Source organism: Pseudomonas matsuisoli (genome assembly GCF_014647635.1).
Classification (GTDB): domain Bacteria; phylum Pseudomonadota; class Gammaproteobacteria; order Pseudomonadales; family Pseudomonadaceae; genus Pseudomonas_P; species Pseudomonas_P matsuisoli.
Genome location: NZ_BMPO01000005.1, coordinates 189,008 through 208,636 on the forward strand (window position 1 = coordinate 189,008; position 19,629 = coordinate 208,636).

General features: G+C 57.2%; 18 protein-coding genes and 1 pseudogene. 8 read left to right on the forward strand and 11 right to left on the reverse strand.

Features of this window, described 5'->3' with window-relative positions; all coding sequences use genetic code 11:
- Positions 1–21 precede the first annotated feature (21 nt).
- Complete coding sequence (locus IEY47_RS12500) at positions 22–711, forward strand: glutathione S-transferase N-terminal domain-containing protein (protein WP_188983576.1); 690 nt, start codon at positions 22–24, stop codon at positions 709–711.
- Positions 708–1,406, forward strand: a complete 699-nt coding sequence (locus IEY47_RS12505) for a glutathione S-transferase family protein (RefSeq protein WP_188983577.1) — start codon at positions 708–710, stop codon at positions 1,404–1,406. The genes IEY47_RS12500 and IEY47_RS12505 overlap by 4 nt, the downstream gene beginning before the upstream one ends.
- Before the next feature lie 445 nt (positions 1,407–1,851).
- On the opposite strand, the gene IEY47_RS12510 is transcribed toward IEY47_RS12505, so the two are convergent.
- Positions 1,852–3,816, reverse strand: a complete 1,965-nt coding sequence (locus tag IEY47_RS12510; protein ID WP_188983578.1) for a UvrD-helicase domain-containing protein — start codon at positions 3,814–3,816, stop codon at positions 1,852–1,854.
- Positions 3,817–3,904: 88 nt separating this feature from the next.
- Between IEY47_RS12510 and IEY47_RS12515 the strand changes: the two genes are divergently transcribed.
- Positions 3,905–4,246, forward strand: a complete 342-nt coding sequence (locus IEY47_RS12515; protein ID WP_188983579.1) for an FKBP-type peptidyl-prolyl cis-trans isomerase — start codon at positions 3,905–3,907, stop codon at positions 4,244–4,246.
- A gap of 18 nt (positions 4,247–4,264) precedes the next feature.
- Here IEY47_RS12515 and IEY47_RS12520 read toward each other — a convergent pair whose 3' ends face one another.
- Complete coding sequence (locus tag IEY47_RS12520; protein WP_188983580.1) at positions 4,265–5,188, reverse strand: LysR family transcriptional regulator; 924 nt, start codon at positions 5,186–5,188, stop codon at positions 4,265–4,267.
- Between the two features lie 95 nt (positions 5,189–5,283).
- On the opposite strand from IEY47_RS12520, the gene IEY47_RS12525 reads away from it, so the two are divergent.
- Positions 5,284–6,150, forward strand: a complete 867-nt coding sequence (locus IEY47_RS12525; RefSeq protein WP_188983581.1) for an aldo/keto reductase family oxidoreductase — start codon at positions 5,284–5,286, stop codon at positions 6,148–6,150.
- A 192-nt stretch (positions 6,151–6,342) separates the two neighbouring features.
- Here the strand turns inward: IEY47_RS12525 and IEY47_RS20800 are convergent, their stop codons facing one another.
- The 9 genes and pseudogenes from IEY47_RS20800 to IEY47_RS12565 form a co-directional block, all read right to left on the reverse strand.
- Positions 6,343–6,792 (reverse strand): methyl-accepting chemotaxis protein, encoded by a 450-nt coding sequence (locus tag IEY47_RS20800; protein WP_373293587.1) that lies wholly within the window; start codon positions 6,790–6,792, stop codon positions 6,343–6,345.
- Positions 6,793–6,885: 93 nt separating this feature from the next.
- Positions 6,886–7,656 (reverse strand): annotated as a pseudogene (locus IEY47_RS20805) (PAS domain-containing protein); the annotation flags it as partial.
- Positions 7,657–7,911: 255 nt separating this feature from the next.
- The gene (locus IEY47_RS12535; protein ID WP_188983583.1) at positions 7,912–8,505 is read right to left on the reverse strand and encodes a cupin domain-containing protein; all 594 of its coding nucleotides are present in this window, start codon (positions 8,503–8,505) and stop codon (positions 7,912–7,914) included.
- A 660-nt stretch (positions 8,506–9,165) separates the two neighbouring features.
- Positions 9,166–9,600 (reverse strand): hypothetical protein, encoded by a 435-nt coding sequence (locus IEY47_RS12540; RefSeq protein ID WP_188983584.1) that lies wholly within the window; start codon positions 9,598–9,600, stop codon positions 9,166–9,168.
- A gap of 89 nt (positions 9,601–9,689) precedes the next feature.
- The gene (locus IEY47_RS12545) at positions 9,690–10,487 is read right to left on the reverse strand and encodes a restriction endonuclease (protein WP_188983585.1); all 798 of its coding nucleotides are present in this window, start codon (positions 10,485–10,487) and stop codon (positions 9,690–9,692) included.
- 427 nt (positions 10,488–10,914) lie between these two features.
- Complete coding sequence (locus IEY47_RS12550) at positions 10,915–12,432, reverse strand: RNA-directed DNA polymerase (RefSeq protein WP_188983586.1); 1,518 nt, start codon at positions 12,430–12,432, stop codon at positions 10,915–10,917.
- A 95-nt stretch (positions 12,433–12,527) separates the two neighbouring features.
- Positions 12,528–12,920: a hypothetical protein gene (locus tag IEY47_RS12555; protein ID WP_188983587.1), complete on the reverse strand. Its 393-nt coding sequence runs from the start codon at positions 12,918–12,920 to the stop codon at positions 12,528–12,530.
- A gap of 82 nt (positions 12,921–13,002) precedes the next feature.
- Positions 13,003–13,602, reverse strand: a complete 600-nt coding sequence (locus IEY47_RS12560) for a hypothetical protein (protein WP_188983588.1) — start codon at positions 13,600–13,602, stop codon at positions 13,003–13,005.
- Between the two features lie 364 nt (positions 13,603–13,966).
- Positions 13,967–14,983 (reverse strand): branched-chain amino acid aminotransferase, encoded by a 1,017-nt coding sequence (locus IEY47_RS12565; RefSeq protein ID WP_373293580.1) that lies wholly within the window; start codon positions 14,981–14,983, stop codon positions 13,967–13,969.
- 312 nt (positions 14,984–15,295) lie between these two features.
- Here IEY47_RS12565 and IEY47_RS12570 point away from each other — a divergent pair, with 312 nt between their 5' ends.
- The 4 genes from IEY47_RS12570 (at position 15,296) to IEY47_RS12585 (ending at position 19,628) form a co-directional block, all read left to right on the forward strand.
- Positions 15,296–16,198, forward strand: a complete 903-nt coding sequence (locus IEY47_RS12570; protein WP_188983589.1) for a LysR family transcriptional regulator — start codon at positions 15,296–15,298, stop codon at positions 16,196–16,198.
- A 426-nt stretch (positions 16,199–16,624) separates the two neighbouring features.
- Entirely contained in the window at positions 16,625–17,662 is a 1,038-nt protein-coding gene (locus tag IEY47_RS12575; protein ID WP_188983590.1) for a TRAP transporter substrate-binding protein, read from the forward strand.
- A gap of 62 nt (positions 17,663–17,724) precedes the next feature.
- A complete protein-coding gene (locus IEY47_RS12580; RefSeq protein ID WP_188983591.1) occupies positions 17,725–18,345 on the forward strand; it encodes a TRAP transporter small permease subunit in 621 nt (206 codons plus the stop codon).
- Positions 18,342–19,628, forward strand: a complete 1,287-nt coding sequence (locus tag IEY47_RS12585) for a TRAP transporter large permease (protein WP_188983592.1) — start codon at positions 18,342–18,344, stop codon at positions 19,626–19,628. The genes IEY47_RS12580 and IEY47_RS12585 overlap by 4 nt, the downstream gene beginning before the upstream one ends.
- Position 19,629 lies beyond the last annotated feature (1 nt).

The following is a 19,629-nucleotide window of genomic DNA, read 5'->3' on the forward strand; positions in this document are numbered from 1 at the left end:
ACACATTCCAAGAGGCGTCTTATGATCGATCTCTACTACTGGACCACCCCCAACGGCCACAAAGCGACCCTGCTGTTGGAAGAGCTTGGCGTGGACTACCGCATCGTTCCGGTCAATATCAGTCAGGGCGATCAGTTCAAACCTGAATTTCTCGCCATTTCCCCGAACAATCGAATCCCCGCCATCGTCGACCACGCACCCGCGGACGGCGGCGAACCGTTGTCGGTATTCGAATCCGGCGCCATCCTGCAATACCTCGCGGAGAAGACGGGTCGGTTCCTACCGACCGACATCCGCGGACGGGCAGAGGTCATGCAGTGGCTGTTCTGGCAGATGGGTGGCCTGGGTCCCATGGCGGGGCAGAATCACCACTTCGTCCAATATGCGCCGGAGAAGATCCCCTACGCCATCGACCGCTACGTCAACGAAACACGTCGTCTGTATAGCGTCCTCGACAAGCGCTTGGCCGATCGAGAGTTCGTTGCAGGCGAGTATTCGATTGCCGACATGGCCTGTTATCCATGGTTAGTGCCCTACGAGCGCCAGCAGCAGGATTTGAACGAATTCGCCAACCTCAAACGCTGGTTCGAAACGATAAAAGCGCGCCCTGCCACCGTACGCGCCTATGCACAAGCAGAAAAAATCAACGGAACACCCACGGTTACCGACGCATCACGCTCGGTATTGTTTGGCCAAAGAGGACGCACATGAGCACGACCATCCGCCTTTACGAACTCACCGGCGCTGACGAACACGTCCAGTTCAGCCCTTACTGCTGGCGCAGCCGCTATGCCCTCGCCCATAAGGGGCTTTCGGTCGAGACTCAACCCTGGCGTTTCAGTGACAAAGAGGCGATCGCCTTCAGCGGTCAGGGCAAGGTGCCTGTGCTCGTCGATGGCGAGCAGACGGTAAACGACAGCTGGGCCATCGCTGAATACCTCGAGCGCACGTATCCGGACTGCCCCTCGTTGTTCGGAGAAGACACAGCCCGCGCCTTGACGCGCTTCATCAATAACTGGACCGACGGTGTCGTGCACCCGCCGCTGGCGAGACTGCTGCTGCCGGACATCCACAACATTCTGGCCAGCGGCGATCGTGATTATTTTCAGTCGACCCGTGAGGCCATGTTGGGCGCATCATTCGAAACGCTACGTACCGAGCGCGAACAGTGGCTTAAAGCGTTCCGGACCGCCTTGGCCCCCCTGCGCCGGACCTTGGAGGTACAGCCCTATCTTGCTGGCGAAACCCCGGCCTACGCGGACTACATCCTCGCCGGCACCTTCCAATGGGCACGGGTGTGCAGCGCGCAAAACCTTCTCGAAAGCGAAGACCCCGTCGCGGCCTGGCGCGAGCGCATGCTGGATGCTCACGGTGGATTCGCGCGAAAGGCGTCGCTGGCGTATTGACCGTAGAACGGGACCACCCGTAACAGCGTTACGCGGGTTCCACCCGCCCTATGGAATCGCGAAGGGTTTCTACCGGTCACCGCGACTAGCACAGAGGCCACCCGTTGTGGACGAGGTGGCTGAAAAACAGCATTCGCGGCCAAGGCGGATGGCCGCCCCGCCGCTCCTACAAAAGGCAATGCGCGCCACCGTTCACGATGAGTGCGATCCGCTTTTCTGTAGGGGCGGCCTTGGCCGCGAATGCGATCTACCTAACAAACGAAATCTGTCGCAAGCAACGAATGGCCGCACCTGCAACCCGTAGGCCGCAATCCCGAAAGATTCCATCGGTTTCCATGCATTGATCCACTGATTACCGGTACGCGCCGAACGGTGGATTACGCCACCGTCAAACCGTAGACCGGGTGAAACCCGGGAGCCCCTCAACGTCGGCTACGCTTACGCTCTACGACAAACGTTGCACCGCACCCTGCCGCTTGCGCGTATACCAAAACACACGGCTCACGCCGCGAGTAATGGCGACATAGCCTAGACGCAAGGCCTCGTCCGCCATTGCCTGGTCGTAACTGTTCCGAAAGAATCCGCTGTGTGCGTACAACGCGTTACGCAATGGATGTTTCTCGCCCGGCAGGCAATCGTCGACGATGATCGCCACTTCGCCTTGCAGCCCCTTGGCGCGGTGGATGGTGAGCGCTTTGACCGGCAATGCCGCATCCAGCTTTTTGCGAATGCCCGCGAGTGGCTCGTTACGCCGGCCCAGCACCAGTACCGCCGTCCGATCACATCCGGGGCGTACGCTGACCTCGTCGCACTGCGCACGAATCTGTGCGATCAAGTCAGGTAGCCCGTTCGCCAGATCGAACCCGGCGATCACTTTCACGCCATGGTCGCCCGGCTGCATGCTTTTGTGCGCATGGCAGGTCTTCTCCTGCTTGAACGCCACGTCGGCCAGGACTTTCTCCGCATCTCGGATGACAGGCTCGATGGAGCGGTAGTTGGTCGCAAGTGTCAGCACAGAACTTTTGCCAGCCTTGCCCCGGCTGGTGAAATGCCGGTCGAAATCCATGAACAGCTCGGGCGAGCTGCCGCGCCAACCGTAGATGGATTGCCAGTCGTCCCCGATCGCCATCAGGCTGACAGGCTCGCCCTGCTTCGCCAGTTGCCGATGTAGCGCCTGGAGCCATTGGACGATCTGCGGCGAGATGTCCTGGAACTCATCGATCGCGAGATGCGTGAACGGCAGCAACGCAGCGAGCGGCACATCACCCTTCGCTAACCGCTCGGTCAATGCCTGAAAGCCGTCATTGAACGTGCGCACGTCGCGCTTCGCGAGCAGCGTCTGAAAGGCTTGCCAGAACCGCTTCAATGCTTCGAGAAAGACGCGTTCCTTGCGCGAGCATTCGAGCGCTTTGACGTCCAACGTGTCGATCCTCAGCCCGATGCTTTCGATGAACCCGGCCTGTTGGTAGAAGACCTCGAACAAGGGTACGGCGGTGAATTCGCCGGCAAGTTTGAAGACATCCTCTGGCGCCTTTAGCTTGCCTTTTCCCTCGATCGGTTCAGGTGCGGGAAGGCCCAGCAGCGTATGGACCTGACTACGGAACGTCTCATCGGCGGCATACGCCTGTCCGTAGGCCAGCTTTAGCAGCTTGTGCTGGGGCGGCCTCAGGCGCCCGCCCGCGAGCGGGTTGTCCGGCTCGTCGCTCGATACTTCATCCAACTGCTCGAACCAGCCGGCAGGCGGCAAAACCTCCCGAGCCATCGCAGCCATCGCCGCGTGGAACGTTCGCACCATCGAGCGGGCTTGGGTGCCGTCCAGCTCAAAACTCCAGAACGAAAGGACCCGGGTAAGGCGTTCGCGCAGCTCTGCGCATGAGGCGTTGGTGAAGGAGATGACGGTCAATCGCTCAGGCGGCAGGTTCAAATGACACAGCATGAAGACGATACGCAGCACCAACGTGGTCGATTTGCCAGAGCCGGCGCCCGCGAAGATGCGCGTCGCATGGTGCCGAGACAGGATCATCGCCCACTGCTCGTCCGAGGGCGCACCGATCACACCGGCTTCTACTGCTGCGGCGACGCGCTCGCGCATCGCCTGAACCTGCGCGGCATCAATACTCATCCGCTTCGCAGGATAGATACCCGGAGCGGCATTGGAGGGCTTCCGAGAGGATGGCGTTCGCTTCCGCTCACCGTTTTTCGCGGAGGTCGACACCGACTTGCTGGCAGAGACCTTGCCGCCACCCTTGGCGCGCTTGGCAGGCTTGGCCTTTTTCCCCGCCCCACGCTCTGCCGCCATCCCGTCATGACGTAGTGAGCCCTTTTCATCGAGGTAAGCACGGGTACGTGGGAAGTAACGTGCGAGCGTGCCGCGAAACAGTGACGCGTAGCGCTCGAAAACCGAAGCCATAAAACCGATCCGCCTATGAATGCGCGCGAATGATATCGCTGCTGAACGGAAGGGCCCAGAATGTCGGCTTTTCGATATGGACCAACCGATGACCGACACCCTGCAAATCGAAGACCTCCAACTTGGCGACGGCAAGGCTGTCGTGAAAGGCGCCCTCATCACCACCCACTACACCGGCTGGCTCGAAGACGGCACCGTGTTCGATTCGTCCCTCGAAAAGGGGCGCCCTTTCCAATGTGTGATCGGCACGGGGCGCGTCATCAAAGGCTGGGATCAAGGCCTGATGGGCATGAAGGTCGGCGGCAAACGCAAGCTCTTCGTCCCCGCCCACCTGGCTTATGGTGAGCGCCAGGTAGGTGCGCATATTTCGCCGAACTCGAACCTCATCTTCGAAATCGAGCTGCTGGAAGTGCTTACCCGAGAGGATTGAGCGCCGCTAATTAACGAACTATTGCCGAGGCGAGAACAGGTCGGGACCCACATCTTTTACATAGTCGACGAACGCCCGAAGCGGCCCAGGCAGCAAGCGCCGTCCGGGGTAGTACAGGAACGGCCCGGAGAAACTGACCCACCAGGGCTCAAGCACGGGCATCAGGCGGCCGTCATCGAAATACGGCTGCAACCAGTCTTCGAACAAGAACACGATGCCACTTCCGGCCAATGCCATGTCGACCATGAGGTCCGCCCCGCCCCCTAAACGCACCTCCAGTGGGCCATTCGGATCGAACTCCACGCGTTGACCGTCGCGCTCGAACTCCCATGTGGCCAACGCGCCGCTGGAAAAGCGGCCACGCATGCAAGCGTGTTCGAGCAGATCATTTGGATGAGCCGGATGACCACAACGCGTCAGATAAGCCGGTGACGCTGCAGCCGCATAGCGCTGAACGCGGGGCCCGATGGGTATGGCGATCATGTCCTGCTCCAGCCGTTCGCCATAGCGGATGCCCGCATCACAGCCGCTGGTGAGCACATCGACAAAGCTGTCTTCCGCGGTGATCTGCACCTGGATATTGGGATAGGCCTCTACGAAGCCAGGCAGAATCCTGGGCAACACGAGCCTGGAAGCCACGACTGGCACGTTCAGCTTGAGCGTGCCGACGGGGCTATCACGAAAGCCATTGACCACGTCCAGCGCATCACTCACCTCGGCCAATGCGGGCGAAACACGTTCGAGCAAATGACGCCCCACCTCGGTCAGCACGACACTGCGCGTACTGCGGTGCAACAACCGCACGCCAAGCTGTGTTTCGAGCCGGCGCACGGCATCGCTCAATCGCGAAGCACTCGCACCGCTGCGTCGCGCTCCATCACGAAAACCACCCGCATTGGCGACCGCGAGAAAAGCCCGCAGGTCATTCAAGTCGATATTCATTGTCCGCCTCTCCGCACAGCTTGTCCGAACTGCATCGGATTGTTGCACAGCGCAGGCAGGCCTAAGGTGGTTTACACCTACTACGGAGAACGCACATGACTACGACGACAGATGATTTCGTTACCCTCGGCGAACGCGCCGTCAAACGCATCGGTTACGGAGCGATGCAGCTTGCGGGCCCCTTTGGCTTCGGCCCTCCAAAGGATCGCGATGGCGCGCTTGCCGTGCTGCGCGCCGCCGTCGATGCTGGCGTGAACCATATCGACACCGCCGACTTCTATGGCCCTCACACCACCAATCAACTCATCCGTGAAGCGCTACACCCCTACAGCGACGACTTGACCCTCGTCACCAAGGTCAGCGCCAGACGCGGCCCGAACGGAGAATGGATACCCGCGTTATCGCCTACCGAACTCACCGCCGCAGTGCACGACAACCTGCGCAATCTGGGCCTCGAACAGCTGCACGTCGTGAACCTGCGCAGCATGCATGGCGTGCACGAACCTGCTGAAGGCTCGATTGAGGAGGCCATCACCACGCTGGCGGAACTGCGCGAGCAAGGCCTGATTCGCCATATCGGCGTAAGCAATGTCACGGCGACCCAAGTAGCCGAAGCACGCCGCATCGTTCCGATCGTTTGTGTGCAGAACTTGTACAACATCGTGCATCGTCACGATGAGCCGCTGATCGACAGCCTCGCGGCTGAAGGTATCGCGTACGTCCCGTTCTTCCCGCTGGGTGGCTTCAACCCATTGCAGTCCAGCGTGCTCGAAGAAGTCGCTGCCCAGCTGAATGCAACGCCGATGCAGGTCGCCATCGCCTGGCTGCTCAAGCGCTCGTCCAACATCCTGCTGATCCCCGGGACCTCAAATGTTGAACACCTGCGGCAGAACCTCGCGGCTGCCGACTTGATCCTGCCAGACGAGGTGATGGCGAAGTTAAATGGGTTGGCGGCTGCCTAAGCGCCCTCACGACGATATGCGGGCCTCATCAGAGGCTCTGCATAGCGCGATTACGCGTTTGCCGATGAGCCGCGAGGTCAAAGGCCTAGTGCATATCCGTGCAATGCGGTTGCGGGCAAAACATTTCAGGCCGCTCAAGCATGCTTGCGCCGGCGATGTGCAGATCACCGGCGCTGGACGTGGTCGCAGTAACTACTTTATCTGACTGGCGAATTGCCCTACCGCTTCCACGACCTTCTTGGCCCGTTCCCGGATATCGAGGATCACCTCGCCTGCTCGGCCAGCAAGGGTCAGGCCGTTCTGGGCCTGCTCGCGGCTGACCGCGATATTGGCGATGGCACTCTCCACGAGACGCTGGTTCTGTTCGACCACGACGACGATTTCCTCGGTCGCCTTGCTCGTGCGGCTCGCCAGTTGTCTGACCTCGTCGGCGACCACGGCAAAGCCTCGACCCTGCTCGCCCGCACGGGCGGCTTCAATTGCAGCGTTCAGCGCCAGCAGGTTGGTCTGGCTGGCGATGCCGCCGATGGTCTGCACCATTGTGCTGATCAGCATGGACTGCTTGCCCAATGCCTCGATGCCCGCCGTGGCGGTGGTCATCTCCTGGGTGATCTGCTCCATGGCCCTTAAGGTCTTCTGCACGACATCGGTCCCGGTTTGCGCGGTCGAGTCAGTGTCCCTGGAGACTTCGTAGGCGGTCGACGCGGCGTTACTGACCTGCAATTCGCGGTTGACCTCGTCGGTGATGACGGTGGCGAACTTGACGATCTTGTAGAGCCGGTTTTGCGTATCGCGTACGGGGTTGTACGTGGCTTCCAGCCATACGTCCCGGCCGTAGCTGTCCCTGCGCTTGAAGCGGCCGGCCATCACCTCGCCGCTGTTCAGGCGTTGCCAGAACGCCGCATAGTCACTTTCGGATATTTCACCAGGCACGCAAAACATCGAATGGTGCTTGTTGAGAATCTGTTCCCGCTTGTAGCCCATCGCTTGCAGGAATTGCTCGTTTGCCGCGATGACATGCCCACTGAGTTTGAATTCGATGACCGCGGTGGATCGCTGCAGCGCAGCGATGACGTCTTCATTTTCGCGAGCGAGTTCGGTGGCCTTGGTGACATCGGTGCCCAGGCACATGAACGACCCCACCTTGCCCTTGGCATCCTTGATCGGCTGCCAATGCGCTTGGATCCAGGCGAGGGAGCCGTCCGCCTTCAGAAATCGATACTTGTCCGATACGGACGTACCGGTATTGAAGGCATTGCGCAGGTTGGCGTAGCAAGGCAGTGACTTGACGTATTCGGCGACGAACGTATCCAGCGGCTTGTTCACTACCTGATCGACCGGGTACCCCAGGAGGGCCGCGAACCGGGCATTGCACTGCACTATCTTGTGGGTGGTATCGACAGTGAACTTGATCATTTCAGATTCAAGGCCGGCCTGAATCTGACGAAAGATGGCCAGTTCCTCTTCTTTCTCAACCAGTTCCTGTCTGAGCTTGTTCCCGAACATTGCTAGCACTCAAGGGTATGTATCCGTCCCTGCGTATCGGCCTGTAATGCGCGAACTGGAGGACCCTGCCCGTGTTTTTCTACGCGTACCCCGCTTTGGCGACGACCGGCGGTGACAGCGACCGATTCCGCCCCGCATCCGTCGAATCCCGTGAGCAAGTCGAGGTCCGTCCGGACTTGAGGTCCCTCAGCCGATATCCCGGCTCAGATCACTCAGCCGTGAAATGATCGGCTCCGCACGTCACCCTGCTAAGGCTCAGCCGGTACGCCAAGCCGCGAGCAATGCGCCGTCTTTCCCCGTCACGGGATCCGCCATCGGCATTGCCACCTGCGCGATACGCGCCAGCGACGCCGCATGGACGCTGGCGTCGGCACGCTCCGTATCGTAGTCCGCTTGCCCTTCGGGGTAGGCGCCCACTACGAGAAAGTCGTCGCTGCTTTCCAGGCAGCAGTGACCAGTACCCGCTGGAAGCACCAGCACATCGCCAGCCGCGATACTGACCTCCTGACCTGACTCGCCGCCGAGCATCACGCGAGCGCTGCCAGAAGCCACGCCGAGGACTTCATGCGCATTGGGATGATAGTGATGGTAAGTAAAAATCCCGTAGCGCCACTGTGGCGGCCAGCCGTTGGCGGCAAACAGCTTCTCGAACGCAGCGGCCTTGTCGCCCTCCAGTGGAAGATCTCGATAGACCAGCGTGGGATACGGGCTGTTGGGAATCTTGCCGTCATCCTTGAAACGGAGCTGCTCCGGCTTCTCGTTACGAGCAGGGGCTCCAAGCGCCGCGACATTGGGTGCCAATGACAAAGCGAACAGCACAGCATTGAAGGCTCGTCGATCCAGACTCATGCATCACCCCCCAGGGACGTTTTCAGGTTCGAGGTAATCGATCCGGTGGAGGTTCATTGCATGATCGGCGTGCAGTGCTAACTACTTGTCGGCAGGCTCCGGGGCAGATCAACCGTATGCAAGGATCGCGTTGATTAACCACGTTCGACTTTGAAAAGCGATCGCCTCGAAATTTAATAACTTCGCAGGTCTTCATCTTGGGACTGACGCTCGGTTAAGCGAAGGCTTAGCTCCCCTTGATAAAAGAGCTAGGCTGCACTGCTGGCATGCGGATCATCGCGGTGCATACGATTCAAGAAAGCCACAGGAGATGCAGCGATACGTCGCGATGACCAAGCTCTTCTCGGGCAGAACCTTTAAGCCCTTCCACGATGACACCTCTGGCTCTCCTTCGACCCACAAACTGAGATGATATAGCTCGGCCCGATCAGCAACGAAGCCGCGACTCATGGATTGCTGGCACTTCGGGCACGTTTTAGCATCGTTCATTGATAATCTTCCTTAAATGAATTTGAGGCATGAACCCGGAGCCGACATCCTTCAGTGCCCCAAACTCTATGCCAAAATTTCGGTTTTTTTCGCATTTCTAGCGGCCTAACGTTCGGTTAGAGGGCAGGCTTTAGCCCATCCCAGTGAGCGATTTGAACCAATTGTTAGCGCTCAATCCTCATCCTCAAAAAGGACAAGTGCAATATTGGTTTCATCAAGTACAACTGTTGCATTCTCAAAAGTTGATTTGGTCACTGGGTTCCAGCCATATCGGTTGCCATTGGTGAACCACACCGAATTTTCTGAGCTGAAGAAATTAGAGAACTCCTGCGCCAACCTTTCTGATTCTTCCTTGCTGAGCATTTCAGTGCCGTAGGCAAGACTGATATTTAGCATTTCCTGCAGATGCTTGATTGCCTCGGAACGGTTTAATGGAATCCATTTGACTCCCAAGGACGTATAACCGCAGGACAAAAGGAAATCATCAATTTCTTTGAGTGAACCGATCTTCCTGGGCGAATCTGTTGGGGCATAACAAGCAGTTACGACACCCTCTAAAGTCTCGTGACTCTGGATGGCCTCACATAATTCTTGCAATGTGCGCATGACTTTCCTCGAGCGCTAACGCTTGGTTAAAAGGCGGCTTTAGCCCGTCCCACTGAGCGTAGCGAACGGTTTGAACCAGTTGTTAGCCGCTACTTCTCCTCAAGCTTGCCCATCATTGCCTTTGCCATGAATTCAGTAATGTAAGAGTCTCGCGCTCTAGTTCTGCCAGTATTTGGTCGATAGTCTCCATTCTCGTGCATGCGCCATTCTGCATTGAGCAGACGCTCATCCAAGTGATTTAGGTTCAAATTGAGCCAATTGCATAGCTGCTGGAAGCTGTCCGCTGTGGCTTCACCTTTGCGCTCTGTCAACACCATTTGTAGATCAATAGGATAATCTCTATCCTCTGCCGCCATTATCGCGCTTCTAGCAGTTGTCAGAAGTTCTTGACCAGTGAAAGTGAAAACAGTGTCAATGATGTCATGTCGAAGGCCGTACTCAATTCTCGTGCGCTTGGAATGCGACCAGTATCTATCCTCAAGTAAATTTACTCTTTCTCGATAAGCCCTAAGGATCTCGCTCTCTGCAAACTCTCTTGTATCAGAGAGCAGCTCGTCGAATGTTTTAAGTTTTATGTTGGTTTTGTTCGCCGCCTCAATGGCACCTTTCTGAAAGCCCGCCATAGAAACAATGAAGCCCCGATCAGCGCCAATATCCTCAACAATGGCCCTGAGGGCCAGTACCTGATTCTTTTTTACTTTTGCTTTCCAGAATTTTGCCTCGATCAGCCATACCAGATTTTCCCCGAGATATCTGGTTTGTACATAGACATCAATATCGTGACATGTTCTGACACCTTGTATACGAGCGTTTGTTCGAGCCTCTGCGCCCAAAGACAAAAAGTGATCTTTTATCCGCTCCTGAAATTGGAACCACTCTTCTGACATCGCCAAAATCTCAAGGTGTGGCTAACGTTTGGTTAAGGGGCGCGCTTTAGCCCGCCCCAATGAGCGTAGCGAGCGATTTGAACCACTTGTTAGGCATTACGCTGAGCCTTTTGGGAACACCCGCTTTTTCCTACGCAACTCTCTTTTTGTGCCTTCAAGATACTCGACGACTGCCAAGCAGACGGCCTTATATAAAATTGTTTTGGGCACAAGATAATTATCAAATGCGAGGACTCCAATCTTGTGAAGTGAGCAGTCGTCAAGCTGCATGAGCTTTTCGGCTGCTTCAGGTTCGCCATACGCAATAAGCTGAGGTGCTATATCGGCTAGTCGAAAGGTAACTTTGGATTCCATGTCTTTGTGCTTGCCTGACGCTTAAATTAATCCGCGCTGCGAAGCAGCATCGGCTTGGATGATTTGTTAGTTATCACGCTGTAGCCTTAACCCAATTGGCCAGCCATTTATCCAATGGCAGTGCTGCGTTCTGAGCAACTAGACCGAGCCATGGGTTGCGCTCGTCACTTGGCAATACACGGGCTGCGTTGATGATAGACCGCCTAGCGCGTGCCCCCACATTATAAATCTGGGCTTTGTGAGTTCGGACCCACGCTATGTCGCCAAGAGTGATTGCCGCACGGGCTTTGTTCTCGATATTCGGTCCAGTCATAACAAAGCGCTTCAGCCTTTGACTTGCTAGGAGGCTGGCGTGCGATGAGATGAAATGCTCCAACCAAAGGCGGACAAGCGCGCAGTTGGACTCTCGCAAATCGCAGACCTTCTCAAGACCCGATTTGATCATGGGGGAAGTTAAAGCATCCATAACTTCCTCAAGGTACAGAAACAGATCAGGGCTGACCGGCGTAAAATATGCAAAGTTTTCGAGCAGCACAGGAACCAGGTTCGGCGTCTTGTTTCGACGCGCAGTCCGAATGATGCTTCGTGCTAGCCCCAGATCTATGTAGTCAAACTTGAGGATCCTATCTAACGCTTCGGCTAGTGTGCCGCCAATATCTCCTTCGTTGAAATTATCATCCTCATCAGCGTCATCCCCTCCGTAGGGACTGATATTGTCAAGCTCTTCCATGAGCTCATCTTTGTTGTCCAAGTATGGATTGTGGAGGTGCTTTTCAACGAACTCATCCGTCGGCATGAGCTTAGTCTTGTCAGTAGCGAGTGTCAGCCGGTGATTCTCGTAGAGGTAAAGCGTTAGCTTTTCGAGTGCTCCAGCAAGTTTGGCTTCCGAATTACTGAACATTCGAATATCGTCCACATATCGGGTGTGATCCACCCCACATTGCGAAATGAAGGCGTCAATGTCGATCATTACCGCTTCGGCCATAACGACGCTGGCCGCAGGTCCAACGGGCACGCCCTGCGATGCCTTGTTGTTCAGCGCCAAGAGAAAGTCCTCGATATCTGAAGCGAGCGATTTGTGAGCGGTGTTCGCAGCTTCGATCGCGTTCTGAAGGCGGTGAAGATAGATCTGATTGTAGAAGTCGGAGATATCCGTTATCGCTGCGAAATCGTTTTCGTTAGCTAGCTCCAGGCTTTTATCTTTGAAGTCACCCCATCCAGAACCCCCATCAAAAAGACTGCCGTTGGCGACTTTAATCCGGTACGAGCACGCGATTCGGTTCGTAGCCGGCGCGCGCTTCTCTTCTATTGATGAGCCAACCTCATAGGCCATGGCTGTGTACGCAACGGCTTCCATCGGTTCTAGCTGGTGCACTACGCGGTAACCACCACGTGCTTTCTGTATGGTCGAGTTATATGGGTTCGAGACCAAGAACTTGGATATATTCTTGCTTTGAAGCTCCTGCTTGACCTGGGGCCAGTGGTGCCATAACGCCTCGAACTCGAACGCTTTCGGGAAGAAGTCGGAGTCGTAGTACTTCTCGATGTGAGCCTTGGCAAAGTCAAGTGACTCTTCTGACAGGATCGCCATGTATTTCCCGTAACAGCTAACGTTTAGTTAAGGGGCGGGGCTAGCCCGTCCCAGTGAGCGGAGCGAGCAATTTGAACCAGTTTTTAGAAGCACAGCTAACTCGCAACAATGTCATACGCAAACACAATTTTTTCTATTTGAATAGATGCAGCTCTTCTGTCATCTGCGACAGCAGTTATGAAACTTGTCTTCTTACAGTTAGGGATTTCATCATCGGTCAGTAAATTTACATCCATCCATTTTCCATCATCGGAGATTGCGATTATGTTACTGATAGCGATTACATGACCATCGACTGTTCGCAAACCGAAATACCATTGATCTTGCATCATTCGAGCCGTGTACCAAGCTGGCAAAACGTCAATGGCGGCTCCTGGCTCCGTGAGCATAGCTATTTTCTTATTTATTTTGCGCCATTGCCTTTCCGTGAACCATAAACTCCCGAGTGCTGTTAGTCCGCTAATCACGGCAATAAATGTTTCTAGCATGGGTACCTCTAACGTTTAGCTAAGAGGCCGGCTATGCCGATCCCGAGTGAGCGAATGGGACGACTTTAGCCAACTCTTAGAGTCACATGAAACTCATGTCGTGTAGTTTTATTTTGTGTTTGACAGACAGAGACTCTAGTTTAGATTTTAATTCGATTGCGGTGGATTCAGAATCCACGCTAGCAAAACTTGAATTAAGCTCCATGAGCTCTACGTCTGTAATGAAAGGGGCAAGAATTAGTGTATTTGCTTGTAAGGTGGAGGCTACGCGCTCAGTAAATGAGGTTTGCCAAATTTTAATGGTCATCATGACAGCTATAGAACATAGCATGACGATTGCAATGTACAGCTTTGGCTTTGTCTTTTTTGCTGTGGTGGTGTTGCGGTTACTTGACCCTCTGCTGAAAACTCCGAGCATAAAGGGAAGCATTATGTATATAACAAAGGTAAGAATGTAAGTTTCACGTAAATATGGAAAGTTCTGTCCACGCCAAACTTCCTTGTATAAGGATTCGACGAATGTTTGGGAGATGCTGCTTGCAAATAAAATAAAATTATTGCCGAGCCAGCTAAAAAGATCAGATAGAACCCATTCCCATACGCCGCTGCCTATTGCTCCTAGAAGAATAGTTCCTATTACCCCAAGGGTCCATTTCTTAAAATTTTGAATGCTTAGCTCCATGGTTTTTCCTTTGGAGTGCCAACTAAAATTAGACGTCACCTGACGCATAACACGCCGGACATGCCTGATGGATAATATTCGATGGCGTAACGACCAATACCCAATTCGATGGCCTTGGAAGATGCCACAAAGGCATTTGGCGGTTATGCATCACCTAAACGCCACCCTCTATTTGCCTAGCCGGCAAGCGGACCAAAGCACTGTTATCAGGTGTAATCGGCTGCAAAGACCGCAGCTTTAGGTTTGAGCGCAGTTCGATATCCGGTGGCTCGCTCCCCTCCCCATCACCCAAACACCACCCAATAAAAAACGCCGTGGCCCGAAGGCTCACGGCGTTTTTTTACATGGCGTATCGCCCGTCAGATCAAACCTTCACGATCCAGCCCGCAGGGCCTTCGATGGTGCCGGTCTGGATGCCGATCAGCTCGTTGTAGAGCTTCTTCGTTACCGGGCCAACCTCGGTCTCGCTGTGGAAGACGTGGAGTTTGCCGTTGTGTTCGATGCCGCCGATAGGGGTGATCACCGCAGCGGTGCCGCAAGCGCCGGCTTCTTTATAGGCGTCGAGTTTGTCGATGAAGACGTCGCCTTCGATCACGTCCAGGCCCAAGCGCTCTTTGGCGAGCTGCATCAGCGACAGGCGCGTGATGCCGGGCAGTACGGAGTTGGATTTCGGCGTGACGAACTTGCCGTCTTCGGTGATGGCGAACAGGTTGGCGGAGCCGACTTCTTCGATCTTGGTGTGGGAGATCGGGTCGAGGTAGATCGCGTCGGCGAAACCGCGCTTCTTCGCTTCCAGGCCGGGCATCAGGCTGGCGGCGTAGTTACCGCCGACCTTGGCGGCGCCGGTGCCGTTGGGTGCGGCACGGTCGTAGCCGGAGACGAGGAAGTTGTGTGGCTTCATGCCGCCCTTGAAGTAAGGGCCGACCGGGATGCAGAAGACGGAGAAGATGAATTCAGGGGCGGTGCGCACGCCGATGTTGTCGCCGACGCCGATGACGAACGGGCGCAGATACAGCGCGCCGCCGGTGCCGTAGGGAGGAATGAAGCGATCGTTGGCGCGGACGACTTGCTGGCACGCGTCGATGAACATGTCAGTGGGGACGGAGGGCATCAGGGTGCGGTCGCAGCTACGCGCCATGCGCGCGGCGTTCTGGTCCGGGCGGAACAGGTTGACCGAGCCATCCTTGCAGCGATAGGCCTTGAGGCCTTCGAAGCATTGCTGGCCGTAGTGCAGCGCGGTGGAGCCTTCGCTGATGTGCAGCACGTTGTCTTCGGTCAGTGTGCCCGGCTGCCAGGCGCCGTCACGCCAGACCGCCAGAAAACGCTTGTCCGTCTTGATGTAATCGAACCCCAGTTTGCTCCAGTCTATTTCGCTGCTCACGATGCAATTCCCACGACGTATAAAGGTGATGCGGACGGCCTCGCGCCGCACAGGCCGAAAATACTAACAGGGCCGGTGGGTGGGAAACCAATGCTGCTGATGGATGTGTTCGAGGATAAACAACGTTTGGGCGGGAAAGACCGGACAGTTCCACATAAAAACGCAGGTGCAGTAGCCCTTCGGCTGCTGGCCATCCAGATAATAGAGCGTGCCCGCTCAATTTCGGTGTCAACGCAGCGATAAGGTCGCCGGTTGCGCACCCGGTGACCGAATGTCCAGAATGACGCCCTTCCCATTGCCCGCGCCCTCCGCATGATCGAACTCCGTGGCATCGAAACCTTTTACTGGATCGCGACGCTCGGTAGCTTCCGTGCGGCTTCGGACAAGATGCACACGAGTCAGCCGGCGGTCTCGCAACGCATCGCTCAGCTCGAAAGCGGCCTCGGCGTGCGGCTCTTCGACCGTGACAAACGTGGACTCAAGCTCACCGCTAAAGGCCAAGCGCTGCTGCCGCACGCCGAACGCATGGTGCAGATGAAGCACGACATGCTGCTCGTGGCCCGGGCGCAAAATGCCGTCAGCGGCAGGCTCGGGATCGGGGTGGCAGAAACGATCGTGCAGACGTGGCTGCCGGCGTTGCTGGAACGGCTGAGCAACACGTTCCCTGACCTTGTTCTGGAGATCGAAGTCGAAACGACGCCGATCCTGCGTTCCCACCTGCTCAACCGCCAGATCGACTTGGCCTTCCTGATGGGGCCGCTTGGCGAGCCGAATGTGGAGAACCTTCCCCTGTGCCGCTATCCCCTTGCCTGGGTGGCAAGCCCGCAGCTGGACCTTGGACCGGAACCGATTTCGCTGGAGCACATCGCGCGCTGGCCCGTGATCACCTATCCCTCCAGCAGTAAACCTTATCAGGTGGTACGCGACATGCTGGTCCAACGTGGGGTCAAGACACCGCGCATGTACGGCTCGGCCTCGTTGAGCATGGTGGTGCGCATGGCGCTGGACAGCGTGGGCGTGAGCGTCATCGCGCCGGGCTTTCTCGATAAGGAGCTCGCCGAAGAACGGCTGCGCATCATCGACGTCGAGTCGGCGCCCTTGCCCGATCTGTCGTTCACGGCCAGTTGGATCAATGGAAGCGACAGCTACGCCGCGGCCGAGATCGCGCGACTTGCGGTTCAGATCGCAGAAAGTCACGGCTACGGCGCGACCTGACGTCCGTCTTTCAGGACGTCGATCCGCCCGCGGCGCGTTGGCGTTCGAATACAAATCCAACGCCCTGCAATAGGCCGCGTGCCCCGTAACCCCCACGATGCCCCTACATTCGCGCTTCGCATACAGCGCCAAAAACCGCCTAAGCTGATTCGAATCTCTTATCAGCCTTAATGCGAACATCCGAATAGACACCTGCTCAGGTTCGGCATGAAATGCAGGCACATTCGACATCACAGCCTATGCGCCTTCGGTAAGCCTTATGGCTCCAAGGCGTTCTGTAGGAGGATCACTGGCGACACCTGCCGCCGTTACCTGCTCCAAACCACCAAAGCGGCCCCCGACGCACGGTTGGTACCCATAAGGCATTCAGGGAACGCGGGTTCCTGGATGCCTCTTACATCCCGCACCGTTAGAGGATCGGTAACCATGAAAAAAATAGCCGTCACACTCTTCGGCACGCTGCTTGCGGCCACTACGCATGCACAGGAATTGCCGAAAACGCAGCTGCAAATCGTCGGGGGCCTTAGCAATCTCACAGCGTTCACCGACTACGAAAAACCGTTCTGGACCGAGACCATTCCGGAACGCTCCAACAATCAGATCACGGCTCAGATCAAGGGCTTCAACGAAATGGGCCTCAAGGGCCCCGAGTTGCTGCGCCTGATGTCCCAGGGTGTGGTGCCCTTCGGCACGGCGACGCTCTCCTACTTCGCCAGCGACAACCCCATCAACGAAGCCATCGACCTGGCTGGTCTCGCGCCCGATCGCGACACGGCGCGCAACGTGACCAAGGCCTTCGAGCCGGTCTACGCCAAGCACTACGCTGCCACCGGCAACATCAAGCTGTTGGGGATTTCCACGTATCCCGCGCAGGTCCTGTTCTGTAACGCGCCGGTCGACAGCCTGGCGGACCTGAAAGGCAAGAAGGTTCGCACCAGCAGCCGCACCCAGGCCGAGTTCATCGAGGCAGTGGGTGGCTCTAGCGTGACCATGGCGTTCGGCGAGGTCGTACCGGCGTTGCAGAACAAGGTCGTGGACTGCGCGATCACCGGCTCCCTGTCCGGCTACTCAGCCAAGTGGTACGAGGTGTCGACGCACCTTTTCGCCTTGCCGATCAACTGGAACGAGCAGATCCACGCCGTGAACCAGAAGACTTGGGATGCGTTGGACCCGAAGGTGCAGACCTTCCTGCAGGACAACATCGCCGAGATGGTCGACCAGATCTGGGACGCCGCTGCCGAGCAGACGCAGCAGGGCTATGACTGCAACACCGGTGCCGAAGCCTGCCCGAACCCGGTGAAAGGCAAGATGAAACTGGTCCAGCCCAGCGAAGCGGACATGAAGCAGCTCACTGACATTCGCCAAAGCGTGATCGACAAGTGGGCCGCTCGTTGCTCAGCCCAGTGCGTGAGCGACTTCAACGACACCGTCGGCAAACTGCTGAACGTCACCGCGAATAAGTGACGCACCGTCGGGGGGCCGCCCGGCCCTCGATCTCTCGTTGTTCCCTGGCCGGAGAACCGACCATGAATTCCCAGGCTATTGCCTTGCTATCAAGGCTGCTGGCGACCGCGCGCTGCATGTCACGCGCGGCTGTCTGGCTGGCAGGCGCTCTGACGCTCGCCAGCGTATTGCTCATTACCTATGACGTCGTCGTCCGACGCGTCTTCTCCGTGACCGTAGGTGGCTCGGACGAACTGTCCTCCTATGCGTTCGCGATCAGTACCACGTGGGCACTCGCCTTTACGGTGCTGGAACGCGCGAACGTCCGAGTCGACGTCGTCTATCAGTACCTGCCCGTGCGGGTCAGCGCGGTACTCGACCTCCTTTCCCTGATCGCGCTGGGGGTGTTCGCGGTGTATCTCACCTACTTCGCCTACGACGTCGCGATGACCTCCTGGACGCAAAACTCCGCCGCCAACACGCCGCTGGCGACACCGCTGTGGATACCGCAAACGCTGTGGGTCGCAGGCTTTGCGTGGTTCGCTGTAGTCCTTGCGTTGATGCTGATCAGGGCCAGCACCGCGCTGGTAACCGGGGACATCGAAACGCTCAAAGCACTGTGTGGCATTCGCTCCGCGCAGGAAGAAGCCGATGAAGAAGCCGCCACGGGCGCGCGTCTCGTGAATGGGGGCCGGCAGCCATGATCACCGTCGCTCTGATTTTGCTGCTCGCGCTCATCGCGTTGAGCATCCCGGTCGCCGCAGCGCTCGGCTTGCTGGGTTTGATCCTGGACCCGCTTTACTCCTTCCTGCCGCTGACGCGCGCCATGGGCGAGCTCGCCTGGGCGTCGAACAACGAATTCCTGCTGGTCGCGATTCCCTTGTTCATCATGCTGGGCGAGATTCTGCTGCGGGCCGGCTTCGCCGAACGCATGTACAACTCGATGAGCCAGTGGCTGTCCTGGCTGCCGGGTGGGCTGATGCACGCCAACATCGGCGCGTCGACGTTGTTCTCGGCCACTTCCGGCTCCAGCGTGGCTACCGCCGCGACGGTCGGCACCGTCGCGCTGCCTCAGATCAAGCGCTTCGGTTACAACGAACCGTTGTTTCTGGGCAGCATCGCCGCAGGCGGCACGCTTGGCATCCTCCTGCCGCCGTCGATCAACCTCGTGTTGTATGGCGTACTGACCAACTCTTCCGTTCCGCAGCTGTATCTGGCCGGCATCGTCCCGGGCCTGCTCCTCGCCGGGCTTTTCATGTTGGTGATCGTCGTCGCCTGCGTGCTGAAACCTTCATGGGGCGGGCAGCGTGTTACGGCAAGCTGGCGTGAGCGTGTTACCGGCTTGGTGCACCTGTTGCCGCCGCTGGGCATCTTTCTGCTCGTGGTGGGTTCGATTTACGCGGGCCTTGCGACACCCACCGAGGCTGCCGCGCTGGGCGTGGTGGGGGCACTGATCCTCGCGGCCTTCTTTCGCCGCCTGAGCATTGCAATGCTCAAAGAGGTGGTCGAGAACTCGATGCGCGCCAGCGCCATGATCATGCTGATCGTCATTGCCGCCGCGTTCCTCAACTTCATTCTGTCCTCGACTGGGCTGACTACCCTGCTCACCGACTCCATCGTGGGTCTCGGCCTGTCGCCGTGGACGATGCTGCTCGCGATCGTCGTTTTCTATGTCGTACTCGGCTGCTTCATGGAAACGCTGTCGATGATGATCACGACGATACCGATCGTCGCACCCATCATGATCGCCATGGGGTTCGACCCCATCTGGCTAGGCATCGTGATCATCGTACTGGTGGAAACCGCGCTCATCACGCCGCCGGTAGGCCTGAACCTGTTCGTCGTGCAGAGCCTGCGCAAGAACGGCTCCATGCAAGCCGTCATCGTTGGCAGCCTGCCCTTCGTGCTGTGCCTGTTCGCCATGGTCGGGCTCCTGGCGCTGTTTCCACAGATCGCCCTGTGGCTGCCTTCCGTTTTCCAATCATGAC

Bases quoted from the DNA above. Each gene is read 5' to 3' on its own strand.
- IEY47_RS12500 (WP_188983576.1), top strand. From the start codon at position 22: ATGATCGATCTCTACTACTGGACCACCCCCAACGGCCACAAAGCGACC.
- IEY47_RS12505 (WP_188983577.1), top strand. From the start codon at position 708: ATGAGCACGACCATCCGCCTTTACGAACTCACCGGCGCTGACGAACAC.
- IEY47_RS12510 (WP_188983578.1), bottom strand. From the start codon at position 3,816: ATGGCTTCGGTTTTCGAGCGCTACGCGTCACTGTTTCGCGGCACGCTC.
- IEY47_RS12515 (WP_188983579.1), top strand. From the start codon at position 3,905: ATGACCGACACCCTGCAAATCGAAGACCTCCAACTTGGCGACGGCAAG.
- IEY47_RS12520 (WP_188983580.1), bottom strand. From the start codon at position 5,188: ATGAATATCGACTTGAATGACCTGCGGGCTTTTCTCGCGGTCGCCAAT.
- IEY47_RS12525 (WP_188983581.1), top strand. From the start codon at position 5,284: ATGACTACGACGACAGATGATTTCGTTACCCTCGGCGAACGCGCCGTC.
- IEY47_RS12535 (WP_188983583.1), bottom strand. From the start codon at position 8,505: ATGAGTCTGGATCGACGAGCCTTCAATGCTGTGCTGTTCGCTTTGTCA.
- IEY47_RS12540 (WP_188983584.1), bottom strand. From the start codon at position 9,600: ATGCGCACATTGCAAGAATTATGTGAGGCCATCCAGAGTCACGAGACT.
- IEY47_RS12545 (WP_188983585.1), bottom strand. From the start codon at position 10,487: ATGTCAGAAGAGTGGTTCCAATTTCAGGAGCGGATAAAAGATCACTTT.
- IEY47_RS12550 (WP_188983586.1), bottom strand. From the start codon at position 12,432: ATGGCGATCCTGTCAGAAGAGTCACTTGACTTTGCCAAGGCTCACATC.
- IEY47_RS12555 (WP_188983587.1), bottom strand. From the start codon at position 12,920: ATGCTAGAAACATTTATTGCCGTGATTAGCGGACTAACAGCACTCGGG.
- IEY47_RS12560 (WP_188983588.1), bottom strand. From the start codon at position 13,602: ATGGAGCTAAGCATTCAAAATTTTAAGAAATGGACCCTTGGGGTAATA.
- IEY47_RS12570 (WP_188983589.1), top strand. From the start codon at position 15,296: ATGATCGAACTCCGTGGCATCGAAACCTTTTACTGGATCGCGACGCTC.
- IEY47_RS12575 (WP_188983590.1), top strand. From the start codon at position 16,625: ATGAAAAAAATAGCCGTCACACTCTTCGGCACGCTGCTTGCGGCCACT.
- IEY47_RS12580 (WP_188983591.1), top strand. From the start codon at position 17,725: ATGAATTCCCAGGCTATTGCCTTGCTATCAAGGCTGCTGGCGACCGCG.
- IEY47_RS12585 (WP_188983592.1), top strand. From the start codon at position 18,342: ATGATCACCGTCGCTCTGATTTTGCTGCTCGCGCTCATCGCGTTGAGC.